Below are 19048 nucleotides of genomic sequence, written 5' to 3'. Positions count from 1 at the left end.
TTTCCAGATTTATTGTTTTCAGATTTTCATAAAATCTGAAGGCAAAACAGAATTTGCTTGGCGACCATAGCGTTGTGGACCCACCTGATTCCATGCCGAACTCAGAAGTGAAACGCAATAGCGCCGATGGTAGTGTGGGGCTTCCCCATGTGAGAGTAGGACATCGCCAGGCTTTAAATTTTGGACACTTGCGATAGCGAGTATGCCACTGCGGAGTGGTAGTTCAGTTGGTTAGAATACCGGCCTGTCACGCCGGGGGTCGCGGGTTCGAGTCCCGTCCACTCCGCCACTTATTTGAAGGTTTCGACCTTCGGTCGAATGAGTCCCGCTTGTACGCAAGCCCGGCCATTCCGCCACTTATACTAAGCCCTAGTCGATAGACTAGGGCTTTTTTACATCCGTAGGATAGGTTCTCTTAACAAGAAAATGAGCCACGCTAGTCCGATGGTACGCAAGCCCGGACTCGGCGCCTCACCATTACACCACTTGACTAGGCTTTTTCGTTGGTTGGGATTTGAGTTTTACTTAGAGTGTTGAGTCTCTTTGGCGTGCTATCATCTCGTGACCTATCGACTAGCAAACCGACTCTGACAAAAAAGCCCAGTCCATGGCGATAGCGCTCAGACTAGGCTTATTCATTGATGTCTACACGAAACATCTTTGCTTCGATCCTGAGGGTCCTAGAACCCAGGACCTTCACATTTTCATTCAAATAATTCTTCGTGAAGAACTTTTACCGCCTCTTTGGCGTCACCTTCGTCAAGCAGGAAACAAAGGTTATGCGGACTCGCCCCATAACAAATCATTCGGATGTTGAAGTCATCCAGAGTGTCGAACACTTCTGCGGCAGAGCCTTTTGTTTCACTCATCTTGTTGCCAATTAACGCAATCAGACTCAGACCTTGTTTGACTTCAACGTTGCACAGTTGCTCTAGTTCTTGCAGTGCTGCAGCCGGAAGTTGAGGCGCACCGCCACCGGTATCAGTTTGATCCAGAGTTAAAGAGACGCTCACTTCCGAAGTGGTGACCAAGTCGACGGAGATTTTGTGTTTGGCCAGAACGGTAAACACATCCGCGAGAAAACCATACGCCTGGAACATTCTTGGATTGCGCAGTGTCACCATAGTTTGATTGTTGCGAAGTGCTAATGCACGGAATAGCGGTGCGCTTTCAACAGTTTGTCGTACCCAGGTGCCACCTTCTTGAGGGGCTTTTGAAGAGCCGACAAATACTGGGATCTGATGGCGTAGTGCTGGAAGTAGTGTTGATGGGTGCAGGATCTTCGCACCAAAATTGGCCATTTCTGAGGCTTCGCTAAAGCTGATTTCTGGAATCGGACGAGCATTTGGTGCAATACGGGGATCCGTAGTGTAAATCCCGGGAACATCGGTCCAGATTTCCAGCCCTGATGCTTCAACTGCCTCTGCAATGAGTGCCGCACTGTAATCACTGCCACCACGGCCCAATGTAGTGGTTTCACCCTCATCATCAGAACCGATAAAGCCTTGAGTAATTACGACATGTTTTTGGCACAGAGGGACCAGTTTTTCATCCGCAAGTTTCTTAGTGGCCTCAATATTTGGTTCTGCTTTGCCGTAGTCACTGTCGGTTTTTAATACTTCTCGGATATCAAAGCGTACCGCATCCACCCCTCGTTCTTGCATGAGGCGAGTGAGGATATGTGTCGACATTCTTTCCCCGCAGGCAACAAGGTGGTCGGTAAGTTTTGGAGTTGCTGCTATACACGCCGCCTCTGATAATGTCGCTACTTTCTCAATTAATGCCTCAACGCGAGTCTCGATAGAAGACGTATCGTGTAGTTGAGACATGACGTCGGTATGGATGGCTCTTAGTTTTTTTATCAGCTCTGCTCTGCGTGATTCTTCTTTAACGCCATTGGCAAGTTCAACCAGAATATTAGTAACGCCAGAACAGGCGCTGCTTACCACCAGTTTTGTTTGTGGGTTGTTTTCGATGATCTCAGCACAACGGCTCATGGCTTCGAAGTTGGCGACGCTTGTTCCGCCAAATTTAGCTACATTGAATGCGCTCACAGTAATTCTCCAGGACTTCCAGTAGTAATAATAAGGTTGGTAACCCAACATCCGATGTTTGAAGAGAAATATAGAGCAGAGGAATCTGGATAAAGAATTGACCTCAGAAGCTCTTCACCAATCATTTGGTGACAGTTAAGGGGATTCAGCCCGTTTAACCGACAAACTTAATCCTGCAAATTGAGTTCATCTCGGCACTGCTCCCCATCAGTAACATGTATTGAAGTTGCGGCTTCACATGATTACCTGCCTGGGCAGTGCTCCTCTTCCGCTGTAACGATAAAGTGATTCGCTACAGATAGTGTGTTTATTCAACGTTTTTGCGCACAAAAAGTCAATGAGGATTGAACATTTAGTCATAAAAAAATTGAGTGGTTGGATGTTGCAAATTTGTTGATTTTTACTGGGTTGTGGAACAGACTGAATTTCCTTAGGATATTTTACCTATTACTACAATAAACCTTTAAAGGAATACCCATGACTATTTCTAGCTTTGTGCCCCCTCACCGTACGCTGATGGGCCCCGGTCCATCAGACATCTACCCACAAGTGTTACAAGCGTTGAGTCGTCCAACCATCGGTCACTTGGACCCGCTGTTTATCGGTATGATGGATGAGCTGAAGGAATTGCTTAAATACGCGTTCCAGACTCAGAATGATTTTACTATTGCTGTCTCGGCGCCCGGCAGTGCGGGTATGGAAACCTGCTTTGTTAATCTGGTTGAGCCAGGAGACAAAGTGATCGTTTGTCGCAACGGTGTGTTTGGTGAGCGTATGCGAGAAAATGTGGTTCGCTGCGGAGGCGAGGCGATAGTAGTCGAAGACGATTGGGGAACGCCAGTTTCAGTGTCTAAAGTCGAACAAGCCATTGCTCAACATCCAGATGCTAAGATTCTTGCCTTTGTACATGCCGAAACATCTACCGGTGCTGTCAGTGATGCAAAAACTCTCGGGGCACTTGCCAAGCAGCACGATATGCTAACGATAGTTGATGCTGTGACGTCCCTAGGTGGTGTTCCACTGTTGGTGGATGAGTGGCAATTGGATGCTGTTTACTCAGGCAGTCAGAAGTGTTTATCTTGCGTACCGGGCCTCTCGCCAGTGACATATTCTCCTGCCGCTATTGAGGTCATCAAGTCGCGCAAAACTACGGTGCAGAGTTGGTTCTTGGATCAAAGCTTGGTTCTTGGCTACTGGAGTGGCGACGGCAAACGCAGTTACCACCATACTGCGCCTGTAAATAGCCTTTACGCATTGCATGAGTCATTAGTACTTCTGAAAAATGAAGGGCTTGAAAATGCGTGGCAGCGTCATAAAGATATGCATCTGTTATTGCGCGAAGGGCTGGAGAAGCTGGGTTTGAGTTTTGTCGTCGAAGAGCAAAGTCGTTTGCCACAGTTAAACGCCGTTTATCTTCCAGAGGGTGTTGATGATGCAGCGGTGAGAACACAACTGTTAGAGGAGTACAACCTAGAGATCGGAGCGGGGCTTGGGGCGTTAGCTGGCAAAGCATGGCGAATCGGTTTGATGGGTTACGGTGCAAGACGAGAGAATGTTGCGCTGTGCTTGAAGGCTCTTGAGACCGTATTGAAGTAAAGAGCGTTATCCAAGTATAAAAAAACCGAGAGTGTTACCACTCTCGGTTTTTGTTTTTAGACTTGCTAATTACAGCGCAGCAATAGTTTGCTTTTGCTCTTCAAGTTTAACTAGCGTCTCTTTGTAGCCTTCTAGCTTCTCACGCTCTTTAGCAACGACCGCTTCAGGTGCTTTTGCTACGAAGCCTTCATTGCCTAGTTTGCCTTCGATACGCTTGATCTCGCCTTGAGTCTTGGCGATCTCTTTCGCTAGACGATCCAGCTCAGCGTCTTTGTCGATCAGACCTGCCATTGGGATCATCAGCTCAGACTTACCAACCAGTGCGGTTGCACATGCTGGCGTCTCTTCGCCTTCAGCCAGTACCTTGATGCTTTCTAGTTTAGCAAGAGAAGCAAGTACCGCTTTGTTTGCTTCTAGGCGTGCTGCGTCTTTCTCGTCCGCGACTTTCAGCATCACATCCAGACCTTTGCTTGGTGCGATGTCGTATTCCGCACGAAGGTTACGGATGCTAGTGATGAATGCTTTCACCCACTCGATGTCATCCAGTGCTTCTTGGTTGAAGTTGGCTTCTTCGAACTGAGGCAGAGCTTGTAGCATGATCGTGTCACCTTCTACACCGTCTACCAGCGGCTTCACGCTTTGCCAGATAGTTTCAGTGATGTATGGCAGTACTGGGTGAGCAAGACGAAGTGTCTTTTCTAGTACAGTGATCAGCGTGCGACGTGTACCACGTTGCTGAGTTTCATTGCCTTTCCAAAGAACCGGCTTAGTTAGCTCTAGGTACCAGTCACAGAATTGGTTCCAGATAAACTCGTAGATAGTGTTTGCTGCCATGTCTAGACGGTAGTTGTCCAGGTGTGCGTTAAACTCTTTTGCTGCCAGTTCAAACTGAGATTCGATCCACTTGTCTGCTAGTGAGTACTCGATGTCACCTTCGCCGAAGCCACAATCTTGGTCTTCAGTGTTCATCAGTACGTAACGGCTTGCGTTCCACAGCTTGTTACAGAAGTTACGGTAACCTTCAAGACGCTTCATATCCCAGTTGATATCACGACCGGTAGACGCCATTGCTGCAAGAGTGAAGCGAAGTGCGTCAGTGCCGTAAGGCTCAATGCCATCTTCGAATGTCTTACGAGTGTTTTTCTCGATCTTCTTCGCTAGTTGAGGCTGCATCATGTTGCCAGTGCGCTTCTCAACAAGAGATTCTAGGTCGATACCATCAATCATATCGATTGGGTCAAGTACGTTACCTTTCGACTTAGACATTTTGTCGCCGTTTTCGTCACGAATTAGACCTGTAACGTAAACCGTCTTGAATGGTACTTGTGGCTTGCCGTTTTCATCTTTACAGAAGTGCATGGTCATCATGATCATGCGCGCAACCCAGAAGAAGATAATGTCGAAACCTGTTACCAGTACGTCTGATGGGTGGAACGTTTTCAGATCGTCAGTGTTTTCTGGCCAACCTTGAGTACCAAAAGTCCAAAGTGCTGAAGAGAACCACGTATCCAGTACGTCATCGTCTTGGCGCAGTACAACAACCGGTGCTAGACCATTTTTCTCACGAACTTCTTCTTCAGTGCGGCCTACGTACACGTTGCCGTCGTTGTCGTACCATGCAGGGATACGGTGACCCCACCATAGCTGACGAGAGATACACCAGTCTTGAATATCGCGCATCCAAGAGAAGTACATGTTTTCGTATTGCTTAGGTACGAACTGGATTTCGCCGTCTTCAACTGCTTTGGTTGCTGTTTCAGCAAGAGGGGCAGTACGAACGTACCATTGGTCAGTTAGCATTGGCTCAATAACCACACCACCACGGTCACCGTAAGGGACGGTTAGGTCGTGATCTTTGATCTCATCAAGCAGACCCAGCTCTTCGAATTCTGCCACAATAGCTTTACGAGCAGCAAAGCGCTCCATGCCGTGATAATTCGCTGGAAGCTCTGTCGAATATGCATCGCTTGCTTCGCCGTTGGTGTTAAACACTTCAGCCGCATCGCGAATGTTGGCATCGAAGGTTAGGATATTGATCATCGGTAGCTGATGACGCTTACCCACTTCGTAGTCATTGAAGTCGTGTGCAGGTGTGATCTTCACACAACCGGTACCTTTTTCCATATCGGCATGCTCGTCACCTACGATAGGGATGCGGCGATCAACGATAGGAAGCAGGATTTCTTTGCCGATAAGATCTTTGTAGCGTGGATCTTCTGGGTTCACGGCAACGCCAGTATCACCAAGCATGGTTTCTGGACGAGTTGTCGCAACAACGATGTAGTCTTTACCTTCAGCAGTCTTAACGCCATCCGCTAGTGGGTAGCGGAAGTGCCACATGTGGCCTTTTTTATCTTTGTTTTCGACTTCTAGATCTGAGATGGCTGTGTGCAGTTTAGGATCCCAGTTAACCAGGCGCTTACCACGGTAGATCAAATCGTCTTCGTATAGGCGAACAAATACTTCTTGAACGGCGTTAGACAGACCGTCATCCATAGTAAAGCGTTCACGATCCCAGTCTACAGAAGCACCCAGGCGACGAAGCTGTTTAGTAATAGTGCCACCAGATTCGCCTTTCCATTCCCAGATTTTGTCGATGAAAGCTTCACGACCATAATCGTGCTTAGTTTTGCCTTCTTCTGCCGCGATTTTACGCTCAACAACCATTTGGGTTGCGATACCAGCGTGGTCAGTACCTACCTGCCAAAGGGTGTTTTTGCCCTTCATACGTTCAGCACGGATTAGCGTATCCATGATAGTATCCTGGAATGCGTGACCCATGTGTAAGCTACCAGTGACGTTCGGTGGCGGGATCATGATGCTGTATGATTCTTTAGTCGTGTCACCGTGTGGCTTAAAGTAGCCTTTCTCTTCCCAAGTCTTGTACAGAGCTTGTTCGATAGATTGTGGGTTATATGTCTTTTCCATAGCTTTCTTGGATACTTACTTTAATCTGTGAAAGAAATTTGCCAAACCTTATAAATAAACGAGAGTTTTTCACGCTTACTTATAAGGATTGACCTTGATTAGGATTCTGAATGTTGAATCTCAATGGTTTGTAGCTGATAGCCCGCTTGACGGTAAATTTTATACCTTTCTCGCGCAACTTGCTTCGCTTTTTCTTCGCAAGGGACGAAGTCTACCACTTGTCCAAAGGAGTGCGCAAAGGTTGAGTGACTATTAGCCAAATTTATTACGAGTTGTCGATTCCAACTGGGTTTCAGACCTTCAAAGCCTATCTCGACAGGCGTGCCGTTTTTTGGCCCTTCACCCACCAGGTTATGTGCAACGAACTGCTCAGGTTCAATTTGCCAGAAGTGTTCGGCCAGTTGTTCTGCTTCGGAGCGGTCTGTACAGTTTACAAACAGTTTTGCGCCCTGAGTCGTAAAGTGACGACATAGAAAATGCACATAAGCAAACCATCCCTGCAAAGAGGCTTGTTCAGAGTCTTCTTTGATAATGTAGAAGGTTGCGGTATTCATTTTCGTCACCTAACCGATGTATCGACAAGCATTAAAAAAGGGCCTTGCGGCCCTTCTGTTTATTCTTCAGTTTCCTGGCCACTGCGGTTCAACAAGAATTGGACAAGCAGCGAGACAGGTCGACCGGTAGAGCCTTTCGCTTTTCCTGATTTCCAAGCTGTACCTGCAATATCCAGGTGAGCCCAGTTGTATTTCTTGGTGAAACGAGACAGGAAGCAGCCTGCTGTGATAGTACCGCCAGGACGGCCGCCAATGTTGGCCATATCTGCAAATGGACTTGCCAATTGCTCTTGGTACTCATCGGCCATTGGTAGACGCCAAGCTCGGTCACCCGACTGCTCTGAAGCATTAACCAACTCATGGGACAGTGGGTTGTGGTTAGAAATAACGCCACTGATATGATGACCTAATGCAATAACACAAGCACCAGTTAGAGTCGCTACGTCAACAACACACTCTGGCTCGTAACGTTCAACATAAGTTAACGCGTCACACAGCACCAAACGACCTTCTGCATCGGTGTTCAGAACTTCAACCGTTTGACCTGACATCGTTGTTAGGATGTCGCCTGGACGGTATGCGTTGCTACCCGGCATGTTTTCACAGCCCGCAAGAATACCCACCACATTAATAGGTAGGTTTAACTTAGCGAGCGCTTTCATGGTACCGAATACTGATGCCGCACCACACATGTCGTACTTCATCTCGTCCATGCCTTCACCCGGTTTTAGCGAGATGCCGCCTGAATCGAAAGTAAGGCCTTTACCAACCAATACGATCGGCTTAGCGTCAGAGTCCGGGTTGCCCTTGTACTCCATGATAGACATCATGGATTCATTCTTAGAACCACGACCTACAGCCAGGTAAGACGTCATTCCAAGTTTTTCCATTTCCTGCTCACCGATGATCTTCGTGGTGACGGTCTCGTAGTCATCAGCCAGACGACGAGCCTGAGATGCCAGGTAAGCTGGATTGGCGATGTTTGGTGGCATGTTGCCAAGGTCTTTTGATGCTTTCACACCTGAAGCGACAGCCAGACCGTGAGAAATTGCTTTTTCACCCAGACTCAGCTCACGGCGAGTCGGCACGTTGAACACCAGCTTGCGCAGTGGACGACGTGTCTCTGGTTTGTTGCTCTTAAACTGGTCAAAGGTGTAAAGGCCGTCTTTTGTTGCCTCTACCGCTTGACGAACTTTCCAGTATGTATCGCGGCCTTTTACGTGTAGTTCAGTCAGGAAACATACCGCTTCCATTGAACCCGTTTCGTTAAGCGTGCTGATGGTTTTTTGAATGATTTCTTTGTATTGACGCTCGCCTAGCTCGCGCTCTTTACCGCAGCCCACGAGCAGAACGCGCTCAGACAGGACTCCAGGTACTTGATGCAGCAGTAGCATTTGACCTGGCTTACCCTCTAAGTCACCTCTGCGTAGCAAAGAGCTAATATAGCCATCGCTGATTTTATCAAGCTGCTCTGCAACCGGAGAGAGACGACGTGGTTCAAATACGCCTACGACGATGCATGCACTACGCTGCTTCTCTGGGCTGCCACTTTTAACACTAAACTCCATGCGTACTCCTACATCCTAAAGACAAATAGAACTAAATGTTAGATAATCGATTCTTAATGCTTGAATCCTAGAAGCCATTTCGGCCTATAATCTAAAGATAAGAATCGATCAAAAAAGTAAAAAATAAAAGGTTTATCCGAAAACTATAGCGATTCAATCAAAAAAACAAGTTTTGTATAGGTGTTTTCACTGTGATTATTGTTAGATATTTGATCAGAGAAACAGTTAAGAGCCAATTAGCCATCTTTTTCGTGCTCTTTTTAGTGTTTTTCAGCCGTCAATTTATCCAAGTGCTTGCTGATGCGTCCGACGGAGATATTCCGGCTGGACTGATTATGACTCTGGCTGGAATAAGTATGCCCACTATGGGGCTGCTGATGTTCCCGCTTAGTATTTATATCGGCATATTAGTGACTTTTGGTCGCTTGTATGCCGAAAGTGAAATTACCGTCATGAATGCGACCGGTATTGGCAACAAGTTTCTGATTCGTGCGGCCATGTATCTGGCCCTCATTACGACGACTCTAGCGGGCTTCAACGCGTTCTGGCTGGCACCATGGACTCAAGAGCAGGAAGTACAGATACGCGAGAAACTGGCATCGGAAAACTCTGTGGAGTTGCTGCAGAAGGGTAGCTTTCAGCGTACGCCAGATGGATCTTCAGTCGTCTTCATTGATGATATCCGTAATCGTAAGCTGGAGAATGTATTTGTGGCCCAACTCAGCCCGCGAGACTCTATCTTACCGAGTGTTATTTCGGCGAAGTCGGGAGACGTGAAAGAGCTGAGTGATGGCCGACAAGTCATAGCGCTTTACGATGGTGTCCGTTATGAAGGGGTACCCACACGCCTTGAATACATGATTACCGAGTTTTCGGACTATGAGGGTGTGATTGGCCAACGAGAGGTGAAGCAGCGTGGTCGCTCCTGGATGGCGATACCGACATTGGATTTATTGTCAAATCCAGCTCCGAAAGCACAAGCAGAACTGCATTGGCGGATTTCTCTGGTGGTCTGTATTCCTTTGCTTACTATGCTGGTGGTGCCGTTGTCTGCGGTGAACCCGCGTCAGAGTAAGTTTGCCAAAATGGGGCCTGCAATCTTGGTTTACTTCGCTTACTTTATGGCGATCAGTGCGATGAAATCTTCATTAGAAGATGGTGCAATCCCTACCTATATTGGCCTGTGGCCGGTGAATTTTGCGTTGCTAGTCGCCGCAATTTCTGTGAATACCTGGGATACGGTACCGGTGAGGAAGTTTAGAGAAAAGTGGCGCCGTAAGCAGTTTAAAAGGCAAGAGGTAGCGTAGATCGTGTTCAGAATATTAGATGTTTACGTCGGTAAAACCATCATCACTACAATCCTGCTGGTGCTATCAGTCTTTGTTGGTCTATCTGCGGTGATTAAATTTGTCGAACAGTTGCGCGCCGTTGGTGAAGGCAGCTACACCATGTTGTCGGCATTGTATTTCGTGCTCTTGGGTATGCCGCGTGATATTGAATTGTTTTTCTCTATGGCTGCTTTGCTTGGTTCTTTGGTCGGGTTAGGTATGCTGGCAAGCAGCTCTGAGTTGGTGGTCATGCAAGCTGCAGGGATCTCAAAAGTTCGTATCGGCTTTTCGGTGTTGAAAACGGCAGTCCCACTGATGATTGTTGTCATGGCACTGGGAGAGTGGGGGGCACCGACGACACAACAAATGGCTCGCGATCTTCGCCTTCAGGCCACGTCAGGGGGCAGCATTGTGTCTGTTCGAAATGGGGTCTGGGCGCGAGACGCTAATGACTTCATTTTTATCTCAAAGGTTAATGGTGACAGTATTGAAGGGTTAAACCTCTGGCGCTTTGACCCAAATAAACAGCTGGCGAGTACGCTATTTGCGGAAAGAGCGGACTATCTGGGTGACAATCGATGGGAAATGCACGATATCCAGATCACTGACATGTCAAACGAGCAGGTACTGTCGAAGCAAACACTGGAATCCGATATCTGGCAAACAACTTTGGTGCCGAATAAGTTGGCGATTGTGACCGTCGATCTTAACGAACTGCCGTTGAGCGGACTGTGGGATTATACCCAGTATCTGAAAGACTCAGAGCAAGATGCATCACGTTATGAGTTGGCATTCTGGCGCAAGGCAACTCAGCCGGTATCTGTCGCCGTTATGATGTTAATGGCGCTGTCATTTGTTTTTGGTCCGTTACGAAGCGTGACCATGGGAGCGCGAATCTTGTCTGGCGTTGTTGCAGGCTTTACCTTTTACATTTCAAGTGAGTTTTTTGGGCCCGTGAGTCTGGTTTATGGAATTTCTCCGTTATTTGGTGCATTGGGTCCCAGTCTGGTCTTTTTGACCATCGCGATGTTGTTGCTGAGAAGAAAGCTCTGACAAAACAAAAAGGCTCCCAAGGGAGCCTTTTTTAATTTTGAGTGACTATACAAGGTTCTATTCGAAACAGATCTCGATAAAGGCATTACCCCATTCAGAGGTGAACGGCATGATGATGATAGCGCCATCGCACTTATGTCGAATGGTGTGCCCTTTACCGGAAACCACAACCGGAGTCGCCATATCAAAGTCAAAGCCATTCTCGGCCAGAATACGTTTCGCTCCGCCAGTGACCATATTCGTGATCTCACCCACCATATCGGTGACTTCTTCATTGAGACCATGAGGTTTCTCACCCAGCATATTTTGCATAATTTCCAGCGCCAGACTTTCTTCAAAAGTGATGGACATAGAACCGCGGGTTTGGGCCCCTACCATGCCGATAAGACCAGATACGTCACCACGTGCAATTTCATCTTTCTTAATTCTTGGCTTTAATGGAGTGATCTCCATCGTCGCCATTGTTTTCAGCACATTCATTAATGAGGCCAAAAACGGATTTACAAATTCAGCGCGCATAACTTCTTCTATTTATCTTGTTCTTCCAATGACGAACACGTCTGACAGATGCCATGAGATTCGATAACGTGGTTAGAAAACTGGAAGCCGTATTTATCAACGTTGTTATTCAACAAGGCTATCAGAATATCATCTTGTAGTTCAACGACATTACCGCATTTGTCACAAATCAATAAATGAGAGAAGTGCTTTTGCTCACCAAATGAACAGCAGGACACGAAGCTGTTGGTGGATTCGACACGGTGAATAAACCCTTGTTCCAACAGGAAGTCTAATGCGCGATATACGGTAGGAGGCTTAGCCTGCGGTTCACTGACCTTCAGTTGTTCCAACAGTTCATAGGCACTTGAGGCTTTCTTATTCTCACAAATGAGCTCAAACACTCGCCGGCGCTGAGGAGTGAGACGGATGCCCCGGGAGGAACAAATATCTTCTAATTGTTGGATTAACTGCTGATTCACATGGTCACCTATCTAAACGAAGTACTCTCATTTTATACTAATTCGCAGAGTAGATCGTTAGTCTCATCGTGTAATTTGCCGCCAACCCTCTAGCTCTGTATAATCCCGCCTCTTTATTGCTGACAGTTTCAGCTAGTTTACTTTTTTATTGATGCGAGAGACTACTATGTATCATGCTTCACGCCTTTCCGTGGCACCGATGCTCGATTGGACCGATAGACATTGTCGCTACTTCCACCGTTTGCTGTCGTCACAGACATTGCTGTATACCGAGATGGTGACTACGGGTGCCATTATCCATGGTAAAGGTGACTTCTTAGCATTCAATGAAGAGGAACATCCGGTTGCGCTACAGTTGGGCGGTTCTAATCCGACCGATTTGGCAACCTGTGCTAAGTTAGCGCAGGAGCGTGGCTATGATGAAGTTAACCTTAATGTAGGTTGTCCATCGGATCGCGTACAGAACGGTCGTTTCGGCGCTTGTTTAATGGCAGAGCCAGACTTGGTGGCTGAATGTGTAGCAGCGATGCGTGAAGTGGTTGATATTCCAGTGACCGTAAAGACGCGTATTGGTATCGACGATCAAGACTCGTATGAATTTTTGACTAAGTTTGTATCGACGGTCTCTGAGAAAGGCGGTGTGGATCAGTTTACCATTCACGCACGTAAAGCCTGGCTGAGTGGACTTAGTCCGAAAGAAAACCGTGAGATCCCACCTTTGGATTACCCTCGCGCTTACCAAATCAAAAAAGACTTTCCACATCTGAATGTGGCGGTTAACGGTGGTGTAAAAACGCTAGAGGAATCTCTACAGCATCTACAACACCTTGATGGTGTGATGATCGGTCGTGAGGCTTATCAGAACCCATACATTCTTGCCCAGGTAGATCAGCTTATCTTCGGTTTGGACACGCCAGTGAAAAAGCGTAAGCAAATTGTTGAAGAGATGTACCCATACATAGAGCGACAGTTGGCGAATGGTTCTTATCTGGGGCACATATCCCGTCATATGATTGGTTTGTTCCAGGCGATGCCGGGGGCAAGACAGTGGCGCCGCTATATCAGTGAGAACGCTCATAAGAAAGGGGCGGGCATTGAAGTGCTGGAAACTGCGTTAGCGAAAATTCCTTCAGAGCTAGATGTATAATTGACCAACCTCTTGGCGAAGAATACCAACTCCAACTATGCTGATAGCAAGTTGGAGTTTTTTATACATTAAAATCAATGAACTAGCTATATAGGCAAACTTGGAATGTTTCCTGCAATACTACGTTAGTATTCACGTAGGCTGTTAATCCAGAACAAGACGTTCGGTCAGGAGATGTTATGTTTGAGCTCATATTTGTATTAGTCTTTCTTGCTACTTTAGTTATGACTGGTGTCACCTTTGTTACTGTGACGCTGGCGATTTTGGTCTCATTTGCAGTGATGTTCATGCTTGGTATGGTCGGCATTGTGCTAAACCTATTGCCTTATATTGTGGCCTTTTTGATTGCTATTTGGCTGTACAAAAGACTGATCGCCCCCGCGAGTTAACACTTCGGCAACAAATAACCCTACAGGAACAAGCGCAATTGCTATAGTTAGTAATAGAGTCGCTGAGGATGCGGCTATGCTGTTATCTCTGGAGGGAACCATGACAATTACAGAGTTGAAGCACTTATTTCACCAAGACCTGCTGGCAGAGGCCATCATCGAACCTTCTTCAACCGAAGAGGGGTGGATAGTCGAATTTCGTCATAAGCAGGGCGGCTTTTTGATGCTAACAGACATTCATGGAGCTGAGTGTCAGTACAATGATTTGGATAAAGCATCGAAATCCGCGTTGGCAGTGGGCTTTACCGAGGTACGCATTGCTGCCAAGTAGCGCTCTCCCTTCTTCCAAAAAGTTATAAAACATTCATATCTATTCTTTCTTGTTATTAAGGTGGTTGGTTAATCTATCGTCACGCAATGATTAGGGATGTCGTGACCATGTCATCAAACAGAAATACACAACCACAAGAATTACCAAACCTGGCTGCTCCTCTTAATGATCAGCAGCTGTCTCAGTTACAACAAGCTTCGAGCCAACTGTCTTCAAACCAACTTGCTTGGGTAAGCGGATATTTTTGGGGACTGAGTCAGGCGCAGGCACCTGCGCAGCTGACGCCAGTCGCCAGCGCGGTGAGTAGCGCAACCGCTGCTGCTCCTGCAGGTAAATTGACGATTATTTTTGCGTCTCAAACAGGTAACGCTAAAGGTGTTGCAGAAGAGCTGAAAGAAGAAGCCGCAGCTCTGGGTATGGACGTGGAGCTTTTTGATGCGAGTGACTACAAGGGTAAGAACCTGGCGAAAGAAACTCACGTTATCATCGTTGCCTCGACCAATGGAGAAGGGGAAGCACCGGATAACGCGATTGAACTGCATGAGTTCTTGCAGTCGAAAAAAGCGCCTAAGCTTCCTAACCTCAAATATGGTGTGATTGGTCTCGGTGACTCAAGCTATGAGTTTTTCTGCCAGACAGGCAAAGACTTCGACACTTTCTTAACTAAGTTGGGTGCGACGCCATTTATCGACCGTGTCGATTGTGATGTAGATTACGATGCGGCGGCGGGCGAGTGGCGTGCTAAGGCATTGGAAGTTGTCAAAGATGAGCTTTCCTCACAGGCAGCCGATGTTGTGACATTGCCTGTTGCCAATGCTGCAGCCCCGGTAAGCTACACCAAAAAAAATCCGTATACTGCCACCTTATTAACCAGCCAGAAAATTACCGGGCGAGACTCGGGCAAAGACGTTCGACATGTAGAGATTGACCTAGAGGGTTCAGGTATTAGCTATAAACCTGGTGACGCACTGGGTGTCTGGTTTGAAAATAACAGCACACTTGTTGACGCAATTCTGGCTCAAGTAGGCTTGTCGGGCATCGAAAGCGTCGAGGTGGATGGTGAAAGCCTGTCGATCCGATCTGCGCTGATTCGCCACTATGAAGTGACCGCTTCAAACCCTCAGTTAGTGTCACAATTCGCAGAGCTCTCTGATAGCAAGAAACTGCTGAAATTAGCGAGTGATAAAGACAAACTGCGCGAGTATGCATCGAATACTCAGGTGTTGGATGTCTTTAAAGAAAAGAAAGCAAAACTGGATGCGGAACAACTTCTCTCTTTATTGCGCCGATTGACACCTAGACTCTACTCCATTGCTTCTAGTCAGGAAGAAGTGGATGAAGAAGTGCACTTGACGGTTGGCCTGGTGGAATATCAGGTTGGCGAAGAGAGTCGCTTTGGTGGAGCTTCTCACTTCTTGTCACATGGACTTGAAGAGGGCGGTGAAGTCAAAGTGTTCGTAGAGCACAACAACAACTTCAAACTGCCGGAGAATGGTGATACGCCAGTTATTATGGTTGGTCCTGGTACGGGTATTGCCCCATTCCGAAGCTTTATCCAAGAGCGTGATAATCAGGGAGACAAAGGCAAAAACTGGCTGTTCTTTGGTGATCGCACCTTTACTCAGGATTTCCTATATCAAGTTGAGTGGCAAAAATACCTCAAGTCGGGCGTGCTTAATCGTCTGGATGTAGCATTCAGCCGTGATCAACACGAAAAAGTGTATGTACAACACCGCTTGCTAGAACAAGGTCAACAGGTGTGGCAGTGGCTTGAAGAAGGCGCGCATATCTATGTCTGTGGTGATGCTAATCATATGGCCAAAGATGTCCATAGCGCATTGATTGAAATCGTCAAAGTCCATGGTGGTCAAAGCGCCGAGCAGGCAGAGGAATTTGTCAACGAACTAAGAAAAGCAAAACGTTATCAGAAGGATGTGTACTAATGAGCAAGCAAACAGCCACTATTCAAGAAGTTCTTGGTGAAGAGTTAGGGCCGCTATCTGATAACGAGCGCCTGAAAGCCCAAAGTAACCTGCTCCGCGGCACGATTGAAGCGGATCTGCAGGATCGAATTACAGGTGGGTTTACTGCAGACAATTTTCAGCTTATTCGCTTCCACGGTATGTATCAACAAGACGATCGTGACATAAGAAACGAGCGAGCGAAGCAGAAGCTGGAGCCCCTGCATAATGTGATGCTACGGGCACGTATGCCCGGCGGCATAATTACTCCAGCTCAGTGGTTAGCGATCGATGAGTTCGCAACCGACCACTCTCTATATGGAAGTATTCGTCTGACAACACGTCAAACCTTCCAGTTTCATGGTGTACTGAAGCCGAATATTAAGCTGATGCACCAGACGCTGAACTCGATCGGTATTGATTCGATAGCGACAGCGGGTGACGTTAACCGTAACGTACTGTGTACCACTAACCCGGTCGAATCAGAACTTCATCAAGAAGCGTATGAGTGGGCCAAGAAAATCAGTGAACATTTATTGCCGCAGACCCGAGCCTATGCCGAGATCTGGTTAGACGGTGAGAAAGTGGAAACAACGGAAGAAGACGAGCCAATTCTGGGCAAGCACTATCTACCACGTAAGTTCAAAACGACCGTTGTAATCCCTCCGCAGAATGACGTAGATGTTCATGCTAACGATCTTAACTTTGTAGCTATTGCTGAAAACGGCAAGCTGGTGGGCTTCAACGTGTTGGTGGGTGGTGGCCTGGCCATGACGCATGGTGACACCTCGACGTATCCAAGACGTGCCGATGATTTTGGTTTTGTTGCGCTTGAAAATACGTTGGATGTTGCGGCGGCAGTCGTGACGACACAAAGAGATTGGGGTAACCGTTCAAACCGTAAGAATGCGAAAACGAAATACACATTAGACAGAGTGGGTATTGATGTATTCAAAGCGGAAGTTGAAAAACGCGCGGGTGTTCAGTTTGGCGATAGCCGACCGTATGAGTTTACCGACCGTGGTGATCGTATTGGTTGGGTTGAAGGTATTGATGGTAAACATCACCTGACCCTGTTTATTGAGAATGGACGACTACTGGATTATCCAGGCAAGCCACTGAAAACAGGTGTTGCCGAAATTGCCAAAATACATAAAGGCGATTTCAGAATGACGGCCAACCAAAACTTGATCGTTGCCAAAGTGTCTAAAACCAACAAAACCAAGATTGAAAAAATCGCTCGCGAACATGGCTTGATGGATGATTCAGTCTCAGAGCAGCGTAAAAACTCTATGGCTTGTGTTGCTTTCCCGACTTGCCCGCTGGCAATGGCAGAAGCAGAGCGATTCTTGCCATCATTTGTGACGGATGTAGAAGCCATTCTGGACAAACATCAAATTCCTCAACAAGAGAGCATCATCCTTCGTGTTACCGGTTGCCCGAACGGGTGTGGTCGAGCGATGTTGGCTGAAATTGGCTTAGTAGGTAAGGCTCCTGGACGTTATAACCTTCACTTGGGAGGCAATAAAGCGGGAACCCGTGTACCGAAAATGTATAAAGAAAACATTACGGACGCTCAAATCCTGGAAGAAATCGACTCATTGGTTGGCCAATGGGCTGCACAGCGTGAAAGTGGCGAAGCGTTTGGAGACTTCGTGATTCGTGCTGGGATCATCGAGGAAATCAAAGTGTCGAAAAGGGACTTCTATGCTTAAACTCGAAGAAAACACATCCTTACAGGATTTGTTGTCGTTAACTAAGACGGAGCAAATCCTGAAATTGGCAGAGCTAAATGCTCAGCTCGAAGCACTATCAGCGCAAGAAAGAGTTAAGTGGGCGATTGAGAACCTGCCAGGTCAACACATACTGAGCTCAAGCTTCGGTGTTCAGGCTGCGGTTATGCTTCATCTTGTCAGTGAGGTTGAATCCGAGATTCCCGTTGTTCTGACCGATACGGGCTACCTGTTTCCGGAAACCTATCGCTTCATTGATGACTTGCAGCAGAAGCTTAACTTGAACCTGCATATATATAGAGCGGAATTGAGTCCGGCTTGGCAGGAGTCCAAATATGGGAAGTTGTGGGAGCAAGGGTTAGAAGGTATCAAACGATACAATCAAATCAATAAAGTTGAACCCATGAAACGAGCACTTCAAGAGCTGAATGTTCAGACCTGGTTCTCTGGTTTGAGAAGAGAACAGGCTGAGAGCCGTGCCAGCCTGCCGGTATTAGCGATCCAAAGTGGTAGATTTAAATTTCTTCCTATTATCGATTGGACTAATAAGCAGGTGCATGAGTATTTGATGAAGCACGATCTGAGTTATCACCCACTGCGTGATCAAGGGTATCTGTCTATTGGTGACACACACTCTACTGAAAAGTGGAGACCTGGAATGAAAGAAGAAGAAACTCGCTTTAATGGACTAAAGCGTGAATGTGGTCTTCATGAGGATGATGTAGAGCAAGATGGTTCAGGTATCTAACCAGATGTTTTAATGGGATAGAAAAGGAGGGGAAACCCTCCTTTTTTAATAACTCTGTGGATAACTTGTCATCAAAGTTAGGATAAAGTGGGATAAATAAGGCTTTGGCTGAAAAAGAATCGCTTAACCATTATTTTTCCATTTTTTCTAAAAAAACGCTTGCCAACGTGATCCGGATCTCTATAATGCGTCCTCACTGACACGGCAGAGCCCACAAGGGTTTGAGCGCAGAGTCAGTCAGGCAACTAGCCAAAAGGATAATCTGAAATTTGTTTTTGAAAACTTCAAAAAATAAATTAAAAAAGTGTTTGACACTGAAGATTATCCCGCTAGAATGGCCGCCTCTTCAAACGGAAAGCGAAACGCAACGTTGTGAAGAGAATGCTCTTTAACAATATAAACCTATCAATCTGTGTGGGCACTCGTTGATGATAATCAAATTAGATACTTCGGTATCAAATTAGGTTTCAATGAAACGAAGTGACCATTGAGTCGAAAGACTCAGCACAGTCAATTCAAACATTACTTTATGTAATGTTCAGTATTCATTGAGCCGACAAAATCTTAAATTGAAGAGTTTGATCATGGCTCAGATTGAACGCTGGCGGCAGGCCTAACACATGCAAGTCGAGCGGAAACGAGTTAACTGACCCTTCGGGTGACGTTAACGGCGTCGAG

The 19048-nt window shown here is 46.8% G+C and carries 15 protein-coding genes, 1 tRNA gene, 2 rRNA genes and 1 riboswitch; of the genes, 12 read left to right on the top strand and 6 right to left on the bottom strand.

All coding sequences use genetic code 11. The features are described from left to right. Window positions 1–56 precede the first annotated feature (56 nt). Both rrf and C4S60_RS22690 read left to right on the top strand, forming a co-directional pair. Window positions 57–172, top strand: a 5S ribosomal RNA gene (gene rrf, locus C4S60_RS22695). Between the two features lie 40 nt (window positions 173–212). Continuing rightward, window positions 213–289, top strand: a tRNA-Asp gene (locus tag C4S60_RS22690). 415 nt (window positions 290–704) lie between these two features. Here the strand turns inward: C4S60_RS22690 and lysC are convergent. After that, window positions 705–2054 carry a lysine-sensitive aspartokinase 3 gene (gene lysC, locus C4S60_RS22685; protein ID WP_103882726.1) on the bottom strand — a complete coding sequence of 450 codons (1350 nt, stop codon included), beginning with the start codon at window positions 2052–2054 and terminating at the stop codon, window positions 705–707. 99 nt (window positions 2055–2153) lie between these two features. After that, window positions 2154–2330: riboswitch (Lysine riboswitch) on the bottom strand. A gap of 201 nt (window positions 2331–2531) precedes the next feature. Here lysC and C4S60_RS22680 point away from each other — a divergent pair. Continuing rightward, complete coding sequence (locus C4S60_RS22680) at window positions 2532–3650, top strand: pyridoxal-phosphate-dependent aminotransferase family protein (protein WP_103882724.1); 1119 nt, start codon at window positions 2532–2534, stop codon at window positions 3648–3650. A gap of 69 nt (window positions 3651–3719) precedes the next feature. Here the strand turns inward: C4S60_RS22680 and C4S60_RS22675 are convergent, their stop codons facing one another. From C4S60_RS22675 to pepA, 3 genes are all read right to left on the bottom strand, one after another. Beyond that, on the bottom strand, window positions 3720–6578 hold the full coding sequence (locus tag C4S60_RS22675; protein WP_103882722.1) for a valine--tRNA ligase: 2859 nt from the start codon (window positions 6576–6578) through the stop codon (window positions 3720–3722). 98 nt (window positions 6579–6676) lie between these two features. After that, entirely contained in the window at window positions 6677–7132 is a 456-nt protein-coding gene (locus tag C4S60_RS22670; protein WP_103882720.1) for a DNA polymerase III subunit chi, read from the bottom strand. Between the two features lie 59 nt (window positions 7133–7191). Next, entirely contained in the window at window positions 7192–8700 is a 1509-nt protein-coding gene (gene pepA / locus C4S60_RS22665; protein ID WP_103882718.1) for a leucyl aminopeptidase, read from the bottom strand. A gap of 191 nt (window positions 8701–8891) precedes the next feature. On the opposite strand from pepA, the gene lptF reads away from it, so the two are divergent. Together lptF and lptG are read left to right on the top strand one after the other, a co-directional pair. After that, entirely contained in the window at window positions 8892–10007 is a 1116-nt protein-coding gene (gene lptF / locus C4S60_RS22660; protein WP_103882716.1) for an LPS export ABC transporter permease LptF, read from the top strand. A gap of 3 nt (window positions 10008–10010) precedes the next feature. Then, window positions 10011–11081 carry an LPS export ABC transporter permease LptG gene (lptG, locus tag C4S60_RS22655; protein WP_103882714.1) on the top strand — a complete coding sequence of 357 codons (1071 nt, stop codon included), beginning with the start codon at window positions 10011–10013 and terminating at the stop codon, window positions 11079–11081. Between the two features lie 57 nt (window positions 11082–11138). Here lptG and C4S60_RS22650 read toward each other — a convergent pair whose 3' ends face one another. Both C4S60_RS22650 and zur read right to left on the bottom strand, forming a co-directional pair. Continuing rightward, window positions 11139–11600 (bottom strand): chemotaxis protein CheX, encoded by a 462-nt coding sequence (locus tag C4S60_RS22650; RefSeq protein WP_103882712.1) that lies wholly within the window; start codon window positions 11598–11600, stop codon window positions 11139–11141. An 8-nt stretch (window positions 11601–11608) separates the two neighbouring features. Beyond that, complete coding sequence (gene zur, locus C4S60_RS22645) at window positions 11609–12061, bottom strand: zinc uptake transcriptional repressor Zur (protein ID WP_410000971.1); 453 nt, start codon at window positions 12059–12061, stop codon at window positions 11609–11611. 166 nt (window positions 12062–12227) lie between these two features. On the opposite strand from zur, the gene dusA reads away from it, so the two are divergent. From dusA to C4S60_RS22610, 7 genes are all read left to right on the top strand, one after another. Next, window positions 12228–13208: a tRNA dihydrouridine(20/20a) synthase DusA gene (gene dusA, locus C4S60_RS22640; RefSeq protein WP_103882709.1), complete on the top strand. Its 981-nt coding sequence runs from the start codon at window positions 12228–12230 to the stop codon at window positions 13206–13208. Window positions 13209–13387: 179 nt separating this feature from the next. After that, window positions 13388–13597 carry an envelope stress response protein PspG gene (locus tag C4S60_RS22635; RefSeq protein WP_103882707.1) on the top strand — a complete coding sequence of 70 codons (210 nt, stop codon included), beginning with the start codon at window positions 13388–13390 and terminating at the stop codon, window positions 13595–13597. 100 nt (window positions 13598–13697) lie between these two features. Further along, window positions 13698–13928 (top strand): thymidylate kinase, encoded by a 231-nt coding sequence (locus C4S60_RS22630; protein ID WP_103882728.1) that lies wholly within the window; start codon window positions 13698–13700, stop codon window positions 13926–13928. 86 nt (window positions 13929–14014) lie between these two features. Then, entirely contained in the window at window positions 14015–15871 is a 1857-nt protein-coding gene (locus C4S60_RS22625; RefSeq protein ID WP_208623297.1) for an assimilatory sulfite reductase (NADPH) flavoprotein subunit, read from the top strand. Then, on the top strand, window positions 15871–17604 hold the full coding sequence (cysI, locus tag C4S60_RS22620; protein WP_103882703.1) for an assimilatory sulfite reductase (NADPH) hemoprotein subunit: 1734 nt from the start codon (window positions 15871–15873) through the stop codon (window positions 17602–17604). Before C4S60_RS22625 ends, cysI begins: the two co-directional genes overlap by 1 nt. Then, on the top strand, window positions 17597–18370 hold the full coding sequence (locus tag C4S60_RS22615; protein ID WP_103882701.1) for a phosphoadenylyl-sulfate reductase: 774 nt from the start codon (window positions 17597–17599) through the stop codon (window positions 18368–18370). Before cysI ends, C4S60_RS22615 begins: the two co-directional genes overlap by 8 nt. A gap of 566 nt (window positions 18371–18936) precedes the next feature. Next, a 16S ribosomal RNA gene (locus C4S60_RS22610) occupies window positions 18937–19048 on the top strand; the annotation flags it as partial.

This window comes from Vibrio hangzhouensis (genome assembly GCF_900107935.1).
In the GTDB taxonomy this organism is placed as follows: domain Bacteria; phylum Pseudomonadota; class Gammaproteobacteria; order Enterobacterales; family Vibrionaceae; genus Vibrio; species Vibrio hangzhouensis.
Note: the sequence above shows the minus strand (reverse complement) of the source record. Positions and strands in the feature narration are given on the sequence as shown.

Bases quoted from the DNA above. Each gene is read 5' to 3' on its own strand.
- C4S60_RS22650 (WP_103882712.1), bottom strand. From the start codon at position 11,600: ATGCGCGCTGAATTTGTAAATCCGTTTTTGGCCTCATTAATGAATGTG.
- C4S60_RS22670 (WP_103882720.1), bottom strand. From the start codon at position 7,132: ATGAATACCGCAACCTTCTACATTATCAAAGAAGACTCTGAACAAGCC.
- pepA (WP_103882718.1), bottom strand. From the start codon at position 8,700: ATGGAGTTTAGTGTTAAAAGTGGCAGCCCAGAGAAGCAGCGTAGTGCA.
- C4S60_RS22630 (WP_103882728.1), top strand. From the start codon at position 13,698: ATGACAATTACAGAGTTGAAGCACTTATTTCACCAAGACCTGCTGGCA.
- C4S60_RS22675 (WP_103882722.1), bottom strand. From the start codon at position 6,578: ATGGAAAAGACATATAACCCACAATCTATCGAACAAGCTCTGTACAAG.
- C4S60_RS22635 (WP_103882707.1), top strand. From the start codon at position 13,388: ATGTTTGAGCTCATATTTGTATTAGTCTTTCTTGCTACTTTAGTTATG.
- C4S60_RS22680 (WP_103882724.1), top strand. From the start codon at position 2,532: ATGACTATTTCTAGCTTTGTGCCCCCTCACCGTACGCTGATGGGCCCC.
- C4S60_RS22615 (WP_103882701.1), top strand. From the start codon at position 17,597: ATGCTTAAACTCGAAGAAAACACATCCTTACAGGATTTGTTGTCGTTA.
- C4S60_RS22625 (WP_208623297.1), top strand. From the start codon at position 14,015: ATGATTAGGGATGTCGTGACCATGTCATCAAACAGAAATACACAACCA.
- cysI (WP_103882703.1), top strand. From the start codon at position 15,871: ATGAGCAAGCAAACAGCCACTATTCAAGAAGTTCTTGGTGAAGAGTTA.
- dusA (WP_103882709.1), top strand. From the start codon at position 12,228: ATGTATCATGCTTCACGCCTTTCCGTGGCACCGATGCTCGATTGGACC.